Source organism: Rahnella rivi (assembly GCF_019049655.1).
Taxonomy (GTDB): domain Bacteria; phylum Pseudomonadota; class Gammaproteobacteria; order Enterobacterales; family Enterobacteriaceae; genus Rahnella; species Rahnella rivi.
This window is the reverse complement of sequence record NZ_JAFMOX010000053.1, coordinates 39,632-57,242: the sequence shown is the minus strand read 5'-3', so window position 1 is coordinate 57,242 and position 17,611 is coordinate 39,632. Positions and strand designations below refer to the sequence as shown.

General features: G+C 54.1%; 13 protein-coding genes. 8 read left to right on the top strand and 5 right to left on the bottom strand.

Features of this window, described 5'->3' with window-relative positions; translation table 11 throughout:
• Positions 1–20: 20 nt before the first annotated feature.
• Entirely contained in the window at positions 21–662 is a 642-nt protein-coding gene (locus J1779_RS07685; protein ID WP_056770031.1) for a bifunctional 4-hydroxy-2-oxoglutarate aldolase/2-dehydro-3-deoxy-phosphogluconate aldolase, read from the bottom strand.
• A gap of 201 nt (positions 663–863) precedes the next feature.
• On the bottom strand, positions 864–2,339 hold the full coding sequence (gene zwf, locus J1779_RS07680; RefSeq protein WP_056770028.1) for a glucose-6-phosphate dehydrogenase: 1,476 nt from the start codon (positions 2,337–2,339) through the stop codon (positions 864–866).
• A 408-nt stretch (positions 2,340–2,747) separates the two neighbouring features.
• On the opposite strand from zwf, the gene J1779_RS07675 reads away from it, so the two are divergent.
• From J1779_RS07675 to J1779_RS07650, 6 genes are all read left to right on the top strand, one after another.
• Positions 2,748–3,617 (top strand): MurR/RpiR family transcriptional regulator, encoded by an 870-nt coding sequence (locus tag J1779_RS07675; protein ID WP_056771891.1) that lies wholly within the window; start codon positions 2,748–2,750, stop codon positions 3,615–3,617.
• Between the two features lie 199 nt (positions 3,618–3,816).
• Positions 3,817–5,259, top strand: a complete 1,443-nt coding sequence (gene pyk, locus J1779_RS07670; protein WP_056770023.1) for a pyruvate kinase — start codon at positions 3,817–3,819, stop codon at positions 5,257–5,259.
• 643 nt (positions 5,260–5,902) lie between these two features.
• Positions 5,903–7,459 (top strand): pyridoxal phosphate-dependent decarboxylase family protein, encoded by a 1,557-nt coding sequence (locus J1779_RS07665; protein ID WP_274388800.1) that lies wholly within the window; start codon positions 5,903–5,905, stop codon positions 7,457–7,459.
• A 13-nt stretch (positions 7,460–7,472) separates the two neighbouring features.
• A complete protein-coding gene (locus J1779_RS07660; RefSeq protein WP_217203385.1) occupies positions 7,473–8,783 on the top strand; it encodes a lysine N(6)-hydroxylase/L-ornithine N(5)-oxygenase family protein in 1,311 nt (436 codons plus the stop codon).
• Positions 8,784–8,795: 12 nt separating this feature from the next.
• Entirely contained in the window at positions 8,796–11,180 is a 2,385-nt protein-coding gene (locus tag J1779_RS07655) for a GNAT family N-acetyltransferase (RefSeq protein ID WP_217203383.1), read from the top strand.
• 81 nt (positions 11,181–11,261) lie between these two features.
• The gene (locus tag J1779_RS07650; protein ID WP_217203381.1) at positions 11,262–12,479 is read left to right on the top strand and encodes an MFS transporter; all 1,218 of its coding nucleotides are present in this window, start codon (positions 11,262–11,264) and stop codon (positions 12,477–12,479) included.
• A 73-nt stretch (positions 12,480–12,552) separates the two neighbouring features.
• Here the strand turns inward: J1779_RS07650 and lpxM are convergent, their stop codons facing one another.
• The 3 genes from lpxM to znuA all read right to left on the bottom strand — a co-directional run bounded on the left by lpxM (position 12,553) and on the right by znuA (position 15,926).
• Positions 12,553–13,533 (bottom strand): lauroyl-Kdo(2)-lipid IV(A) myristoyltransferase, encoded by a 981-nt coding sequence (lpxM, locus tag J1779_RS07645; RefSeq protein ID WP_122095105.1) that lies wholly within the window; start codon positions 13,531–13,533, stop codon positions 12,553–12,555.
• A 106-nt stretch (positions 13,534–13,639) separates the two neighbouring features.
• Positions 13,640–14,974 carry a murein DD-endopeptidase MepM gene (gene mepM / locus J1779_RS07640; RefSeq protein ID WP_217203379.1) on the bottom strand — a complete coding sequence of 445 codons (1,335 nt, stop codon included), beginning with the start codon at positions 14,972–14,974 and terminating at the stop codon, positions 13,640–13,642.
• Positions 14,975–14,993: 19 nt separating this feature from the next.
• Entirely contained in the window at positions 14,994–15,926 is a 933-nt protein-coding gene (gene znuA / locus J1779_RS07635; RefSeq protein ID WP_217203377.1) for a zinc ABC transporter substrate-binding protein ZnuA, read from the bottom strand.
• A 95-nt stretch (positions 15,927–16,021) separates the two neighbouring features.
• Here znuA and znuC point away from each other — a divergent pair, with 95 nt between their 5' ends.
• Positions 16,022–16,780: a zinc ABC transporter ATP-binding protein ZnuC gene (gene znuC / locus J1779_RS07630; protein ID WP_056769997.1), complete on the top strand. Its 759-nt coding sequence runs from the start codon at positions 16,022–16,024 to the stop codon at positions 16,778–16,780.
• A complete protein-coding gene (znuB, locus tag J1779_RS07625; protein WP_056769994.1) occupies positions 16,777–17,562 on the top strand; it encodes a zinc ABC transporter permease subunit ZnuB in 786 nt (261 codons plus the stop codon). The genes znuC and znuB overlap by 4 nt, the downstream gene beginning before the upstream one ends.
• Positions 17,563–17,611 lie beyond the last annotated feature (49 nt).

Here is a 17,611-nt window from a genome sequence, read left to right as displayed (position 1 = left end):
TTTTATTTCTGAGCGATAAATCAGCTGGCAGCGCCCGACACGGCTTCTTTCGCTAATTCAGTAATGCGTGCGTAATCGCCGCTTTCCAGCGCGTCAGCAGGCACCAGCCACGAACCGCCAATGCACAGCACGCTTTTCAGCGCCAGATAGTCGCGGTAGTTCTTCGGTGTGATCCCACCGGTTGGGCAGAAACGCACCTGCGGGAACGGCCCGGCGATTGCCTGCAACGCTTTCACGCCGCCGTTAGCTTCCGCAGGGAAGAATTTGAACTCACGCAGACCGGCATCCAGACCCATCATCAGTTCAGACACGGTGCAGATACCTGGGATCAGCGGAATCGACCCGGCGTTTGCAGCTTTCAGCAGCGCATCGGTCAGGCCAGGGCTGATGGCAAACTGCGCACCGGCTTCGGTCACTTCGGCCAGTTGCTGAGGGTTAAGCACGGTCCCCGCACCAATGATCGCTTCCGGCACTTCTTTCGCAATCGCACGGATAGCATCCATCGCACAGGCAGTACGCAAGGTGACTTCCAGCACACGCACGCCGCCAGCAACCAGTGCTTTGGCCAGCGGTACCGCGTGTTCCAGCTTATTGATAACAATCACAGGAACAACCGGCCCTGAGGTCAGAATCTGTTCCGCGCTTGTTTTCCAGTTTTTCATCTTGTTCTCCGTTCATGCCCGCAGGCATCGTTGTGATTGATGGCGCGCCCCTGCCACAGGGTCCGGCAACTTTTTCTGAATGAAAAAATCAGCGGAAACCGACCACACCCGATTGGACAATACTACTATTCCTAACTGCTAAAAGACTTGATGTGTCATAAAAAAACGCTGCATAAGCAGCGTTTTTCTGGTGAAGAGCGTTTACTCGAACTCATTCCATGAACGACCATCTCGGGTGATCATCGCAACGGACGCCACCGGACCCCATGTCCCTGACTGGTACGGTTTTGGTGCTTCACTTTCCGCAGCCCAGGCATTCATGATGGAGTCGACCCATTTCCAGGCTTCTTCCACTTCATCACGACGCACGAACAACGCCTGGATCCCGCGCATGGTTTCCAGCAGCAGACGCTCATAAGCATCAGCAATATGCTGTTCGTTGAAGGTTTCGGTGAAGCTCAGATCCAGCTTGGTGGTTTGCAGACGGTGTTTGTGCTCCAGACCCGGTACTTTGTTCAGGACTTCGATCTCGATACCTTCATCCGGTTGCAGACGAATGGTCAGCTTGTTCTGCGGCAACTGCTGGTAAGAATCACGGAACAGGTTCAGAGCAGGGTTTTTGAAATACACCACCACTTCTGAACATTTGCTCGGCAGACGTTTACCGGTACGCAGATAGAACGGCACGCCCGCCCACTGCCAGTTATCGATATCCACACGGATAGACACGAAGGTTTCGGTGCTGCTGGTTTTTTTCGCGCCTTCTTCTTCCAGATAGCCAGGGACTTTTTTGCCCTGAACAAAACCGGCGGTGTACTGCCCGCGCACGGTGTTTTCACGCACGTTGGACTGATCGATGCGGCGCAGGGAACGCAGCACTTTCACTTTTTCATCACGGATGCGGTCGGTGCTCAGATCGGCCGGTGGAGACATGGCGATCATGGTCAGAATTTGCAGCAAGTGGTTCTGGATCATGTCGCGCATCTGACCCGCGTCATCGAAGTAACCCCAGCGGCCTTCGATACCGACTTCTTCAGCCACGGTAATCTGCACGTGGTCGATGGTGCGGTTGTCCCAGTTACTGGCGAAGAGGTTGTTGGCGAAACGCAGCGCCAGCAGGTTGAGTACCGTTTCTTTGCCCAGATAATGGTCGATACGGTAAACCTGAGATTCAGCGAAATATTCCGCTACCTGATCGTTGATAACCTGAGAAGACTCCAGAGAGTGACCCAATGGTTTTTCCATCACGACGCGCGCAGGCTCTTTGTTCAGCCCGGCTTCACCCAGACCCCGGCAGATAGCGCCGAAGTGACTTGGCGCAATCGCGAAGTAGTTGATGGTGGCGCGGTTCTGCTGGTCAAGCATTTTGCCCAGCACTTTAAAATGCTTCAGATCGTTGACATCAAGGTTACAGAAATCAAGACGGGCACTGAGTTTTTCCCACAGTTCCGGATCAATTTTTTCTTTCATGAAGGTGGTCAGCGCTTCTTTGACCACTTCGGTATAGGCCGCTTTGTCCCATTCCGCACGTCCGACACCGATGATGCGGGTATCAGGGTGAATGTGACCTGCTTTCTCTAACTGATACAGGGAAGGCAACAGTTTACGGCGCGCAAGATCGCCTTTTGCACCGAAAATAACCAGGTCACACGCCTGGGCTGTCTGGGTTACCGCCATGTTCTTCTCCTTAATGCAGGAATACCTTTTATATATCGGGCTGCCAATGCTTAAGCTGCAACCTGAATATCCGGGTACATATTGTAATTTTATTTCAGCAACAATGTACTCTGATTGCCCGTAAGCCGTAAACCTTGATCTGACTGCCCGCTGGCTCCGCGTAAAAACCCTTTTTTTATCATCACACTTCGGGATGCCATGAAATCCGGCTGTATCCTGTAATTTTATGACAAAACCGGACGGAATTTACCATACTGAAAGTTAGATCTCGGTCAAACTCTGACAAAAAAAGCCGTTATTTCGCCTGACTGACGCTGCCAACACGTTAATGCGCGTAGTATATTTTCATCAAACAGACAGGATTTCCTCTTTTCAAAGAAATCGTCGAAACCTATGAGTGGCATGCTTATGAATACGTTGGAAAAAATCCAGACTCATCTTGACATTCTGAGCAAGTCAGAACGTAAAGTGGCCGAAGTTATCCTGGCATCACCGAACATTGCTATCCACTCAAGTATCGCCACTCTGGCCCGCATGGCCGATGTCAGTGAACCTACTGTAAACCGTTTTTGCCGTCGCCTCGACACAAAAGGGTTTCCAGATTTTAAATTGCATCTGGCACAAAGCCTGGCGAACGGCACACCTTACGTTAACCGTAACGTTGACGAAGGGGACAGCGTCAGCGCCTATACCAGCAAAATTTTCGAATCCGCCATGGCAAGCCTCGATCAGGTGAAAAACACCCTCGACATCGCCGCCATCAACCGCGCCGTTGATTTACTGACTCAGGCCAAAAAGATTTCCTTCTTTGGGCTGGGCGCATCCGCCGCCGTGGCGCATGATGCCATGAACAAATTCTTCCGCTTCAACATTCCCGTGGTCTACTTCGACGATATCGTCATGCAGCGCATGAGCTGTATGAACTCCAGCGAAGGCGACGTGGTTGTGTTGATTTCGCACACCGGCCGCACGAAAAATCTGGTCGAGCTGGCACAACTGGCGCGTGAAAATGACGCCACCGTGATCGCCATTACGTCTTTTAACACCCCGCTGGCCCATGAGGCTACGCTGGCCCTGCTGCTTGACGTCCCGGAAGACACCGACGTTTACATGCCGATGGTGTCACGTATTGCCCAGCTCACGCTGATTGACGTGCTGGCGACCGGTTTTACACTGCGCCGCGGCACAAAATTCAGAGATAACCTGAAGCGCGTCAAAGAAGCATTGAAGGAATCGCGCTTTGATAAAGGGATCTTAATCCCGGTGCAGCCTGAGTAAATAAACATATCAGTAACAAGTTGCAGATTTAATAGGGAGTCTGGCAGAAAATCTACGCGCAAAGTGCGTTGGCGACGGCCAGACAGGAGGTCAGCGAGTCATACAGGTGACACTCTTTTGTATGACAATTACACCTTAATCCAATGTGGACTCGCTGTTTTTACACATTATCAGGCATCAGTTAACGAACGGAGTAAGTATGTCCAGAAGGCTCAGAAGAACGAAGATCGTTACCACACTCGGTCCCGCTACCGACCGCGATAACAACCTTGAGAAAATCATTGCCGCCGGCGCAAACGTCGTGCGTATGAACTTCTCGCATGGAACGGCTGAAGATCACATCCTGCGCGCCAACAAAGTGCGTGAGATTGCCGCCCGCCTTGGCCGCCACGTGGCGATCCTCGGTGACCTGCAAGGCCCTAAAATCCGCGTATCCACCTTTAAGGAAGGCAAAGTCTTCCTCAACATCGGTGACAAATTCCTGCTTGATGCCAACATGAGCAAAGGCGAAGGCGACAAAGAGAAAGTCGGCATCGACTATAAAGGTCTGCCTGCTGACGTCGTGCCCGGCGATATCCTGCTGCTCGATGATGGCCGCGTACAGCTGAAAGTGCTCGAAGTTCAGGGCATGAAAGTCTTCACCGAAGTGACCGTTGGCGGCCCGCTGTCCAACAACAAAGGCATCAACAAACTGGGCGGGGGTCTTTCCGCAGAAGCCCTGACCGAGAAAGATAAAGCAGACATCATTACTGCCGCGAAAATGGACGTCGATTTCCTGGCCGTTTCCTTCCCGCGTACCGGTGAAGACCTCAACTATGCCCGCCGTCTGGCGCGCGCCGCTGGCTGTAATGCACAAATCGTCTCGAAAGTGGAACGCGCCGAAGCCGTTGCCAGCGACGCGGCGATGGATGACATCATTCTGGCGTCTGACGTCGTGATGGTCGCACGTGGTGATTTGGGTGTGGAAATCGGTGACCCGGAACTGGTCGGTATTCAGAAGAAACTGATCCGCCGCGCCCGTCAGCTGAACCGTGCGGTGATCACCGCCACGCAGATGATGGAATCGATGATTACCAACCCGATGCCAACCCGTGCGGAAGTCATGGACGTGGCGAACGCCGTGCTCGACGGCACCGACGCCGTGATGCTGTCAGCGGAAACCGCCGCCGGTCAGTACCCGTCTGAAACCGTCGCGGCGATGGCGCGCGTGTGTCTGGGTGCGGAAAAAATCCCAAGCATCAACGTTTCCAAGCACCGTCTGGACGTGGAATTCGATAACACCGAAGAAGCCATCGCCATGTCCGCCATGTATGCGGCCAACCACCTGAAAGGCGTGACGGCGATTATCTCGATGACGGAATCGGGGCGCACCGCGCTGATGCTGTCGCGTATCAGTTCCGGCCTGCCGATCTTTGCCATGTCCCGTCACGAACATACGCTGAACCTGACCGCGATTTACCGTGGTGTGACACCGGTGTTCTTCGACAGCCAAAACGACGGCGTGGCGGCCGCTCAGGACGCCGTGAATCTGCTGCGTGATAAAGGCTACCTGCTCTCCGGTGATCTGGTGATCATCACTCAGGGCGACGTCATGAGCACCATCGGCACCACTAACACCAGCCGCGTACTTCGTGTGGAATAAACACAAAGCCAGCAAATAAAACTGTAATAAAATATTATTTAAGCCGGCTGAAAAGCCGGTTTTTTTATTTCTGCCAAAAACAAGCCGTTCCCCTGTTTTTAATGAGGCCATCTCAAGGGATGAACTGATCATTATTTTGCCATTCCGGTGTCATATTGATGAGGTTTTTATCTCTGCGTGGATCCGCTCCGTTTTATTACCCCTTCGCTTATTACGTCTAAATATAACTTTTTGCCTTCTCAGGCTGCCGTCTGAATGTCTAAAAATGAATAAGAAATACAGATTACTCCGCTGGGATTATCAGTAATTTGATTCATCACCGGCCAGTTATGTGATATTCGTCACATAAAAACATGAAATACGCCGGTATGTGATAAATGTTCAATGCCAACATTGAATGATAATGATTTGCATTTATAATGATTCGCATTCGTTAAATCCTTGTATAAATCCGCACTAAGGAAATCAGACAAGAGAAAACACTGTAAATTTTTGTTAAATCAGACTTTAAAAGCACACTCTTTGCAGGCGTGGCCACCGGCCCTGCCCGCAGACGCACACGTTCAAAACATGATCCCTGTAAATTCCGGGCGGACGCCCCACGCCCGCAGCGGAATAAATGCCACACAAACAAGGTGCCAAAATGAGCCAGATGAATAATTGGGAATTAATGCAAACACCTGCCGAAATGCAGACCCAAATAAGCAAAAATCAGGGCTATATTTTCAATCAAAATAGCACGCCGGAATGGCAGGCGCAGATCGAGCAAGGCATTGCGTTAATTAAATCTCACATAAACCATACGGAAAAACCTTTTTCCGGCGTGTCGCCCGCTGAATTAGCTGAGCAGTTTCGTCATATTGATTTAACCAAACCTTTAGCCGGAACCCGGCTGGCGCTGGAAGAACTGGATGATTTATATCTCCAGCATGCCGTCTATTTCCATCATCCAAAATACCTTGCTCACCTCAACTGCCCGACGGTGGTTCCCTCTCAGCTGGCGGAGTTATTTATCAGCGCGATCAACTCCTCCGTCGATACCTGGGATCAGAGCGCAGGCGGGACGTTGATTGAGCAGAAGGTGATCGACTGGACGCTGGCGCGCATCGGTTTCGGCGCGCAGTCGGACGGCATTTTCACCAGCGGCGGCACCCAGTCCAACCTCATGGCGATGCTGCTGGCACGCGACAGCTACTGCAAGCGCACCCGCCCGCAGCACAGCATCAAGCATCAGGGGCTGCCACCGGAAGCGAACCGCTGGCGCATCTTCAGCTCTCAGGTCAGCCACTTCAGCATTCAAAAATCCGCCGCCCTGCTCGGCCTGGGCTATGACGCCGTGGTGCCGGTGGCCTGTGACAGTGCGTTTCGCATGGACATCGGTGCGCTGAAAACCGAAATTGATCGCTGCCATGCCGAAGGCCTGATCCCGATTGCGATTGTTGCCACCGCTGGCACCACCGACTTTGGCAGCATTGATCCGCTGAATGAGATTGCAGAGATCTGCCGTAAAGAAAAAATCTGGATGCACGCCGATGCCGCGTACGGTTGCGGATTGCTGGTGTCGCCGCAGCATCGTCAGCGTATCGAAGGCATTCATCTGGCCGATTCGGTTACCGTGGATTATCACAAATCCTTCTTCCAGCCGGTCAGTTGCAGCGCGTTTCTGGTCAGCGATCACAGCCATCTGGAGCACGTTACCCACCATGCGGAATACCTCAATCCGTTGAGCGCCAAGCTGGAGGGCACGCCAAATCTGGTGAACAAAAGTATTCAGACCACCAAACGTTTTGATGCCCTGAAAATGTGGCTGACGCTGCGCGTCATGGGCCAGCAGGCGCTGGGTGAGTCCTTCGACGTGTTGCTGCAACGTGCCATCGAAACCCATCAGATGATGGAAAACAACCCGAACATCGAGGTGCTGCATAAGCCCGAACTGAGCACGCTGGTGTTCCGCTTTGTTCCGCGCCTGTCCATGAGCCATGAACAGATTGATGCGATCAATGCCGACATCCGCAAAGCGATTTTCCGCGACGGCAGCGCGGTGATTGCCGGCACGAAAGTCCATCAGCGCCAGTACCTGAAGTTCACCCTGCTCAACCCGATGACCACCACGGAAGACATCGCCGATGTGCTCGGCCTCATCACGCATTACGGCAAAGAACTGACTGCCGCCGCGCTGAGCGCCGCTAAAAACCGGTAACAGGAGCTGTACTATGAACATCAACCCGACCACACAAACTTATGATTTCATCGCCATCGGCATCGGCCCGTTCAACCTCGGGCTGGCCTGTCTGACCGAGCCAGTGGACGCGCTGAACGGCCTGTTCTTAGACCAGAATGACGGCTTTGACTGGCACACCGGCATGATGCTGGAAAGTGCCCATTTGCAAACCCCGTTTATGGCGGATTTAGTGACCCTGGCCGATCCGACCAGCCGTTACAGCTTTCTGAATTACCTGAAGCAGCAAGGCAAGTTGTACTCTTTTTACATCCGTGAAAACTTCTTCATGATGCGCAAAGAGTTCAATCAATACTGCCAGTGGGCATGCGAGCAGCTTACCAGCCTGCAATTTTCCACCCGTGTGGAACTGGTGACCTGGGATGCCGCGCTGGAGTGCTATCTGGTTCACGCGCGATCCACCAAAAGCGGTGAACAGCAGGTTTACCGCGCCAGACGTCTGGTGCTCGGCACCGGCCCATCGCCGTGGATGCCCGCCTGCGCCCGTCAGGCCGGTGGCAACGTGCATCATTCCTCGGCTTACCTGCCAAATAAAGAGCAGGTGCAAAACGCCAAATCCATCACCGTGGTCGGCAGCGGCCAGAGCGCGGCGGAGATTTATTACGACCTGCTCTCAGATATCGAAAAGTACGATTACCATCTGACCTGGGTGACCCGCGCCCCCCGTTTCTACCCGCTGGAATACAGCAAACTGACGCTGGAAATGACCTCGCCGGAGTACATCGATTATTTCCATGACCTGCCGATGAGCAAACGTGACCAGCTCAACCGCGAACAAAAAGGGTTGTACAAAGGCATCAACGCCAGCCTGATCAACGATATCTACGATCTGATGTACACCAAGCGCCTCGACGGACCGCTGAAGGTCGATATGTACACACACTCCGAGCTGACGGATCTCACCCGCAACCGCAACGGCACCCTTGAAATGCACCTGTTGCACCATGAACAGCAGCAGGAATATCGCCACAAAACCGAATCGGTGATCCTCGCCACCGGCTACAGCTATCAGCCGCCGCAGTTTATCGAAGGGATCCACAACCGCATCCGCTGGGATAAAGCCGGACGCTACGCCGTTAACCGTAACTACAGCATTGATGCGCACAACCAGATTTTCGTGCAAAACGCCGAGCTGCATACCCACGGTTTCGTCACGCCGGATCTGGGTATGGCGTGCTACCGCAACAGCACCATCATCCGCGAAATGCTCGGCAAAGAAGTCTACACAGTGGAAAAATCCATCGCCTTCCAGACTTTCTGCGCCCGCAGTCTGGCAGACAAATAAGGAGATCAGGACATGTTTGATACAACCCCAGCCAGCCTATTTTCCTGCCCGCGTGACGCCGGATTGCTGACCCTGCGCCCGCTGAATCTGGCGCAGGACGCCCCGGTGTTGCACGGATGGATGACCCGTCCCTATGCCCATTTCTGGGGAATGCAGAACAGCAGCGTCGCGGAGGTTGAGGCGTTTTACCGTGATCTGACCGCCGGAAAACCCCATGCGGCGCTGATGGGCGAGATTGATGGCCAGCCGCGCTTTTTAATCGAATGCTATCCGGTGCAGGATGATCCGCTGCGTGAACATTATGACGTCCAGCCGGGCGACATCGGCATGCACATTTTGCTTTCACCGGCAGAAAAACCGCTGCCCGGTTTCAGCTGGCAGGTGTTTTCCGCGGTAATGGAATACCTGTTCAGCCTGCCCGACGTCAGACGCGTGGTGGTCGAGCCAGACGTGCGCAACGAGAAGATCCACACCCTGAATAAACGTGCCGGTTTCCGTTATCAGAAACAGGTTCAACTGACACACAAAACGGCCTGGCTGGCATTTTGCCAGCGTGAAGATTTTTTGCAGGCCAGCCAGAAGGAAAACACCCACATGACATCTGATCACTTGCAATCCGGCCAGCACCTGCAACCTGAGATCTGGTCCAGGGCTAACGCCCTGCTGTTGCGTAAATGCCTTTCCGAACTGACCCACGAACGCCTGCTCGCCCCTGAAGCATTGCAGTCCGACGGCGTCTGGACCGTTTACCGGCTGGCCGTTCCGGCGTCTGAGGTGGAATACCGATTCCGCGCACGCCAGTTGCCTCTCAACGACTGGATGATCGATCTCGACAGCATTCAGCGTCTGGACAACTTCACCGCGCAGCCGCTTGATGCCCTGAAATTCATCATTGAATTTGCCGAACAGATTGGCATTTCGCAGGCCATGCTGCCGACCTATATGGAGGAAATCAGCAGCACGCTTTACAGCAGCGCCTACAAACTGGCGAACAATCACACCACCGCCAGACAACTGACAGAAGCCGATTTCCAGACCGTGGAAACCAGTATGACGGAAGGTCATCCGAGCTTTATTGCCAACAATGGCCGCATCGGTTTTGATGCCGGTGATTATGTGCGTTATGCCCCGGAGGCCGCGAATCCGCTGAAATTAGTGTGGGTGGCGGTACATCACGACAAAGCGCATTTCGCCAGTACGGAGAATTTGCCGTATGAAAAACTGATCGCCGAAGAGCTGGGCGACGCGCAAATTTGTGCGTTCACGCAAAAGCTGGTGGATATCGGCGTCGATCCGAAAAACTACTACTTCATGCCGGTGCACCCGTGGCAGTGGCAGAATAAATTACTCACCGTTTTTGCCCCGGACATCGCCCGTCAGTTCCTGATTTTCCTCGGTGAAGGTGAAGATCAGTATCTGGCACAGCAGTCGATCCGTACGTTCTTCAACGCCAGCCAGCCGCGTCACCGTTATGTGAAAACGGCGCTCTCCATTCTGAACATGGGCTTTATGCGCGGGCTTTCGCCTTATTACATGGCGACCACACCGGGCATTAATGAATGGCTGGCAGAGCTGGTGGAAAACGATACGTATCTGCAGTCCACCGGCTTCAAAATTTTACAGGAAGTGGCGTCCCTCGGTTATCACAACCATTACTTCGAAGAGGCCATCAAAGGCGACAGCGCCTACAAGAAAATGTTTGCGGCCTTGTGGCGTGAAAACCCGGTGGCGCAGTTGCAACCTAATCAGCGCCTGATGACCATGGCCGCGTTGCTGCATACCGATAAACATGGCGATGCGCTGATTGTTGAGATGATTAAATCCTCCGGTCTGGGCACCAGCGACTGGCTCAAGCGCTACATGCATGCGTATCTCAGCCCGCTGCTGCACTGCTTCTACCAGTATGATTTAGTGTTTATGCCGCACGGCGAAAACCTGATCCTGCGTTTTGAAAACAACATCCCGGTGAATGCGTTCATGAAGGATATTGCTGAAGAAATTGCAGTGATGAACCCGCATGCCAGTCTGCCGGAAAAAGCCAAACGGCTGGCGGTGGATGTCCCGGAAGAGCTGAAAATCCTGTCAATTTTCACTGACGTTTTCGCCGGGGTATTCCGCTTTATCGCCCGTATTCTGGAAGAGCATGGTGACTATCCTGCCGGACAATTCTGGCAGGTGGTGGCGGAAGTGGTGCGCGATTATCAGATTCAGTATCCCGAACTGGCCGAAAAATTTGCCCGCTATGACATGTTCGGTCCGGAGTTCACCCACTCCTGCCTGAACCGTCTGCAACTGGCGAATAATCAGCAGATGATCAACCTGTCCGATCCGGCACAAAACCTGAAATTCGCCGGTACGCTGGAGAACCCGATCGCAGCCTACGCCAACAAATACTAAACACAGATTTATTTGGTGCGTTTTTAGCGCGGCCTGAGAGGGCCGCGCTTTTCTGATTTTACGTCGTGGAGAATGATTGTTATGTCGTCCGTTTCCGACCCTGCCTCAGGGCTGAATGTTCGCCGGTGGCTCTTCCCGCTGTCACTGGTGCTGTTCGAATTCGCCACCTACATCGCCCACGATATGATCCAGCCGGGCATGTTGCAGGTGATCAGCGATTTCAGCGCCAGCGCTGACTGGGTGTCCACGTCACTGACCGCCTACCTGTGCGGCGGTATTTTACTGCAATGGCTGCTTGGCCCGCTTTCTGACCGGCTTGGCCGCAGGCCGGTATTGCTCACCGGCGTGGCCTTTTTCACCCTGACCTGTTTTCTGACTGTCTTCACGCAAAGTATCGAACAGTTCATTCTGATGCGATTTTTACAAGGGATGAGTCTGTGCTTTATCGGCGCCGTGGGGTATGCCGCGATTCAGGAAGCGTTTGATGAAACGCTGAGCGTAAAACTGATGGCACTGATGGCAAATATCACGCTTATCGCCCCGCTGCTCGGGCCGCTGGCCGGTGCGGCGTTCATCCATTACGCGCCCTGGAAAATGATGTTTGCCCTGTTCTCGCTGGTGTCGGCACTCTCATTTTGGGGGTTGTGGCGCAGTATGCCTGAAACAGCGACGGGCCGTGATGGCCGCTTTTCAATGCGCCGCCTGCTGGCTGATTATCGCGAAGTGCTGAGTAATAAAGGCGTGATCCTTGGGTCGCTGTCCATCGGGCTTATCACCCTGCCGCTGCTGGCATGGGTCGCGCAGTCGCCGGTGTGGCTGATTCAGGATGCCGGAATGACGCCGCTGCAATACGGCGGGTTGCAGGTGCCGGTGTTCACCGGGCTCATCATTGGCAATATCGCACTGAGCAAACTCAGCGGCAACGTTAACATCCGTACCCCCATCTGGCTCGGCCTGATCCCGATAACGCTGGGGCTGGCGATCGCCGCTGGTGCAGCCCTGTTCATGACCCACGCGTGGCAATGGATTATCGCCGGGCTTGGCCTGTACGCGCTGGGTACCGGGCTGGTGAATGCCGGACTTTACCGACTGACACTGTTTTCCAGCCCGACGGGGAAAGGCACCGTGGCGGCGGCGCTCGGGCTTATCACCATTGTGGTGTTTGCCGCGGGTATCGAAGTGGCGAAAAAACTCTATTTCGCCCAGGGTAGCGGCATCTTTATGCTGGCGGGTTTGGTAGCCGGTCTGGCCGGAGCGGTGCTGATTGCTGCGTTTTTGTCGAAAACGCAAAAAAACTGACCCGCGCACCAGGATTGCCTAAAAAGCAAAAGGCTGAGGTTTAACACTCAGCCTTTTTGTTTTTCTTTCACCGTTATTTTTTCGGGAAAAGCTCTTTGCGGGAATAAGGTTCCGGCTCGCCCGGTTTACGGGTTTTTAGCAGTTTAAGGATCCAGGTGTATTGCTCAGGATTCGGCCCCACCAGCAATTCCACTTCTTCATTCATCCGGCGCGCAATGGTGACGTCATCGGCGGTGGCCAGATCGTCCATCGGCGGGCGCACAAAGATATCGAGCCGTTGCTCGTGGCCGTTATACACCGGGAACAGCGGCACGATAGCCGCGCGACACACTTTCATCAGCCTGCCGACGGCGGGCAGCGTGGCTTTATAGGTCGCAAAGAAATCGACAAACTCGCTGTGCTCCGCACCGTGATCCTGATCGGGCAGATAGTAGCCCCAGTATCCCTGTCGCACTGAACTGATGAAGGGTTTAATGCCGTCGTTGCGGGCGTGCATTCTGCCGCCAAAACGACGGCGCACGGTATTCCATAAATAGTCGGTCAGCGGATTTTTTTGATTGTGGAACATGGCCGCCATCGGCTGACCACTTGCCGCCATCAGCATCGCCGGGATATCCACGGCCCAGCCATGGGGCACCAGGAAAATCACGTTTTTGCCCGCGGCCTGCATCTGGTCGATGATTTCTTTACCGTGCCAGTGAACGCGATCCATGATTTTTTTCGGGTCACGCAGCGCCAGCTCAGCCATCATCACCATCGACTGCGGTGCGGCGGCAAACATTTCATCAATGATGTGTTCACGCTCGGCTTCCGGTGTGTCTGGCAGGCAATACAACAGGTTGATTTGCGCACGGCGGCGCGCACCTTTGGCGAATTTCCCGGCCAGGCGGCCAAGACTGCCTAAAATCGGATCACGTATTTTGGCAGGCACGTATGCCATACCGGCCATCGCACCGACGCCCAGCCAGACGCCCCAGTAACGCGGATGGTAAAAGGCTTTCTGAAATTGCGGAATAAATTCAACAGGCGTTCGTTTTTCTTTTTCTGGCTGCATACTCAGGCTCTTATGACAAATTCTGGCTTAATGATAAGTGCAGTGATTTATTTTGCAATAAATCACTGCACGTCAGCATGTAGCACGGGGGCAGGATCCTGAATAATCAGTCCAGCTTGAGTTGCGGCACGACTTCGCGAACGGTGGCCAGATAGGTACTGCGATCTTTGCCGGTCAGCCCTTCGGTACGAGGCAGTTTGGCGGTCAGGGGATTGACGGCCAGCTGGTTGATCCACATTTCAAAATGCAAATGCGGACCGGTAGAACGTCCGGTGTTACCTGAAAGCGCAATGCGATCGCCACGTTTCACTTTCTGGCCCGGTTTGACCAGCAACTTACGCAGATGCATGTAACGGGTCATGTACTGACGGCCATGGCGGATCGCCACATAGTTACCGGCCGCCCCGCCATTTTTGGCCACAACCACTTCGCCATCACCGACGGCCAGCACCGGCGTTCCCACCGGCACGGCGAAATCGACGCCACGGTGCGGTGCCACACGGCCAGTCACCGGATTCAGACGACGTGGATTGAAGTTAGATGACACACGATATTGCTTACCGGTCGGGAAACGCAGGAAGCCTTTTGCCAGGCCGCTGCCGGTACGATCGTAGAACTTACCGTCTTCCGCACGCACCGCGTAATAATCTTTACCGCCGGTGCGCATATGAACCGCCTGCAGCTGGCTCTGTTCATTTTTACCGTTCAGCACTTCGTGAGACATCAGAACGGCGAAATCATCACCTTTCTGTAATTTACGGAAATCGAGCTGCCATTGCAGCGCTTTAATGACGGCGCTGACTTCAGAACTGCTCAGCCCTGCGGCTTTGGCGCTGGTGACAAAACTGCCGTTCAGCCGCCCCTTAATGACGCTGTCTTTCCAGTCGCCCTGCAGGGTTTCGAGGGAAGATTTAAAGCCGTTACCTGTGCGGTCAAAGGTGTAGGTTTCGCGGCGGGATTTCTCCCACGTCAGGCGCTGTAAGTCGCCGGCGTCATTGAGGGTCCAGGAGATTTGCTGACCAATTTTCAGGTTACGCAAATCCCGGTTGGCGTCGGATAATGCCGCGATCTCGGACATATCAATGCCGTACTGATTCAGGATGCTGCTGAGGGTATCACCGGTGGACACCACATATTCATGCACGCCCGCTTCGTTGACGATTTTATCGTCGAGATCATCCTGTGGGATGTCATCTTCAGCGGGTGAAGTTTGATCGATAGGCTCACTGGCTTCGGGAAGCAGCGAACGCAACTGTTCGTGGTCGAGGGCGATACTTTTAACAATAGGTCGGGTATCTGAGAGGTCGTTATCCGGGTGATAGGCTAACGGCCTCCAGACGGCAACGGCCAGTGTGACAACGGTAAGCGACCCCAGCATGATGCGGTGGGGCCGGGGAAGGTTGCTATACGCCATAGCGATAGATCGGGCGATCAGCTGCACTTAATTCTGTCCTTTTAGCTTACTTCAGGCAGCTCAGGTATTGGTTCGTCAGCTGTGACAGGAAGTTCACGTAGCTGTCCGCACCCAATGCAACGCCGCTCCCCAGCGGATCCAATGTGCCCATACGCACTGTTGTCCCCTGGGCAACAGCCGATATGACGGCTGGCCTGAATTGTGGCTCAGCAAAAACGCATGTCGCTTTTTGCTCAACCAACTGAGTTCGAATGAGATGTAAACGCTGTGCGCCGGGTTGAATTTCGGGATTGATCGTAAAGTGACCAAGTGGCGAAAGGCCGAAGTGTTTTTCAAAGTAGCCATAAGCATCGTGAAAAACAAAATATCCCCTACCCTGCACAGGCTGCAGCATAGTACCAATATTTTTGTCAGTTTTTGTCAGGCTTTCCTCAAAACGTGACAAGTTTGCATCTAATTGTTGCTTTTTCTGCGGCATGAGTTCGAGAAGTTTGTTATGGATCACGATCGCCGTCTCGCGAGCTATCTCCGGAGACAGCCAGACGTGCATGTTGTATTCACCGTGATGATGCTCTTCATCGTCATGCCCGGTGCCGTGATCGTGGTCATGTTCGTCATCATCCGTGCCTTTCATCAGCAACGGTTTTACCGCCGCCAGCGTGGCAATTTCGACCTGACGGTTCGCCGATAACTGCGCGGCAGGCTTGGTCATAAAAGCTTCCATTTCCGGCCCGACCCACACCACCAGATCCGCACTGCGAATGCGCTGAATGTCAGAAGGACGCAGCGCAAAATCGTGTGGCGATGCGCCATCCGGCAGCAGCACCTCCGTTGGCGTCACACCTTCCGCAATGGCTGAAGCGATAAAACCCAGTGGACGAACAGACGCCAGAACGGCGGCCTGCGCGCTGAAAGCCGCGGTGGAACTGAGGATTGCGGCAGCCAGGAACATCCGTTTAACGCTTTTTTTCTGTATCATGCGGGGTGAACTCATCTTCATGTTGGGGGAAAACTGGTTATTTTTCGCGAAACGCAATATTATAACATCCGATTTGTTCTGCAAGACCCAATGACATGCCCACATTAGCAACGCTTAAAAATATTTCGGTCACTTTCGGTTCCCGCCGCGTGCTGTCTAACATCTCGCTGGCGTTACAACCGGGAAAAATCCTCACCCTCCTTGGCCCGAACGGCGCAGGGAAATCGACGTTAGTGCGCGTCGTGCTTGGCCTGATTGCGCCAACCGAGGGCACCATGACCTGCGAACCCAACCTGCGCATCGGTTATGTTCCGCAAAAAATTCACCTTGATCCCACCATGCCGCTGACCGTCAGCCGCTTTATGCGTCTGAAGCCCGGCGTTAAAAAAGCCGACATTTTGCCTGCGCTGAAACGCGTTCAGGCAGCGCACCTGCTGGAACAGCCTATGCAAAAACTGTCCGGCGGTGAGAATCAGCGTGTATTACTGGCGCGGGCATTAATGAACAGCCCGCAGTTGCTGGTGCTGGATGAACCGACTCAGGGCGTTGACGTCAACGGTCAGCTGGCGCTTTATAACCTGATCGACAGCCTGCGCTGCGAGCTGGGTTGCGCCGTGCTGATGGTGTCGCATGACCTGCATCTGGTGATGGCGAAAACGGACGAAGTGCTGTGCCTCAATCAGCACATCTGCTGCTCCGGATCCCCGGAAGTGGTGTCCACACACCCTGAATTTATTGCCATGTTCGGTAACCGCGGTGCGGAACAACTGGCGATTTACCGCCATAACCACAACCATCGTCACGATTTGAAGGGAAAAGTCATTTTACGCAACAGCGGAGGTCGTGACGCATGATCGCTCTATTATTACCCGGCTGGCTGGCGGGTGTGTTGCTGGCGATTGCCGCCGGTCCGCTGGGCTCTTTCGTGGTCTGGCGCAGGATGTCCTATTTTGGCGACACGCTGGCGCATGCGTCTTTACTCGGCGTGGCGTTTGGTCTGCTGCTCAATATCAATCCGTTTTACACCGTGATTGCCGTGACCTTACTGCTGGCGCTGGTGCTGGTTGTGCTCGAACGTAAACCGCATCTGGCGGTGGATACCCTGCTCGGCATTATGGCGCACAGCGCGTTGTCACTCGGCCTGGTGGTTGTCAGCCTGATGTCCGGCGTTCGCGTGGATCTGATGGCGTATCTTTTCGGGGATTTGCTGTCTGTCACTTACAGCGATATCTGGATGATCGGCTGCGGTGTGGCGGTGGTGATCGCCGTGCTGTGCTGGCAATGGCGCTCGTTGCTGTCGATGACCATCAGCCCGGAACTGGCGCACGTCGATGGCGTCAATCTGCAACGCTCGCGGGTGATTCTGATGCTGGTGACGGCGCTGACAATAGGCCTGGCGATGAAATTCGTCGGTGCGCTGATCATCACCTCACTGCTGATCATCCCTGCCGCCACGGCCCGCCGCTTTGCCAAAACACCGGAACAGATGGCGTCAGTGGCGGTGGCTATCGGGATTGTGGCGGTAACGGCCGGTCTGGCACTTTCGGCATTTTACGATACACCGGCCGGTCCTTCGGTGGTGCTTTCAGCAGCCGTGCTGTTCATGTTCAGTCTCGGCAAAAAGCAGACGGCCTGAGTCAGACCGGTAAAATAAAAACGGACGCCACTGAGCGTCCGTTTTTATT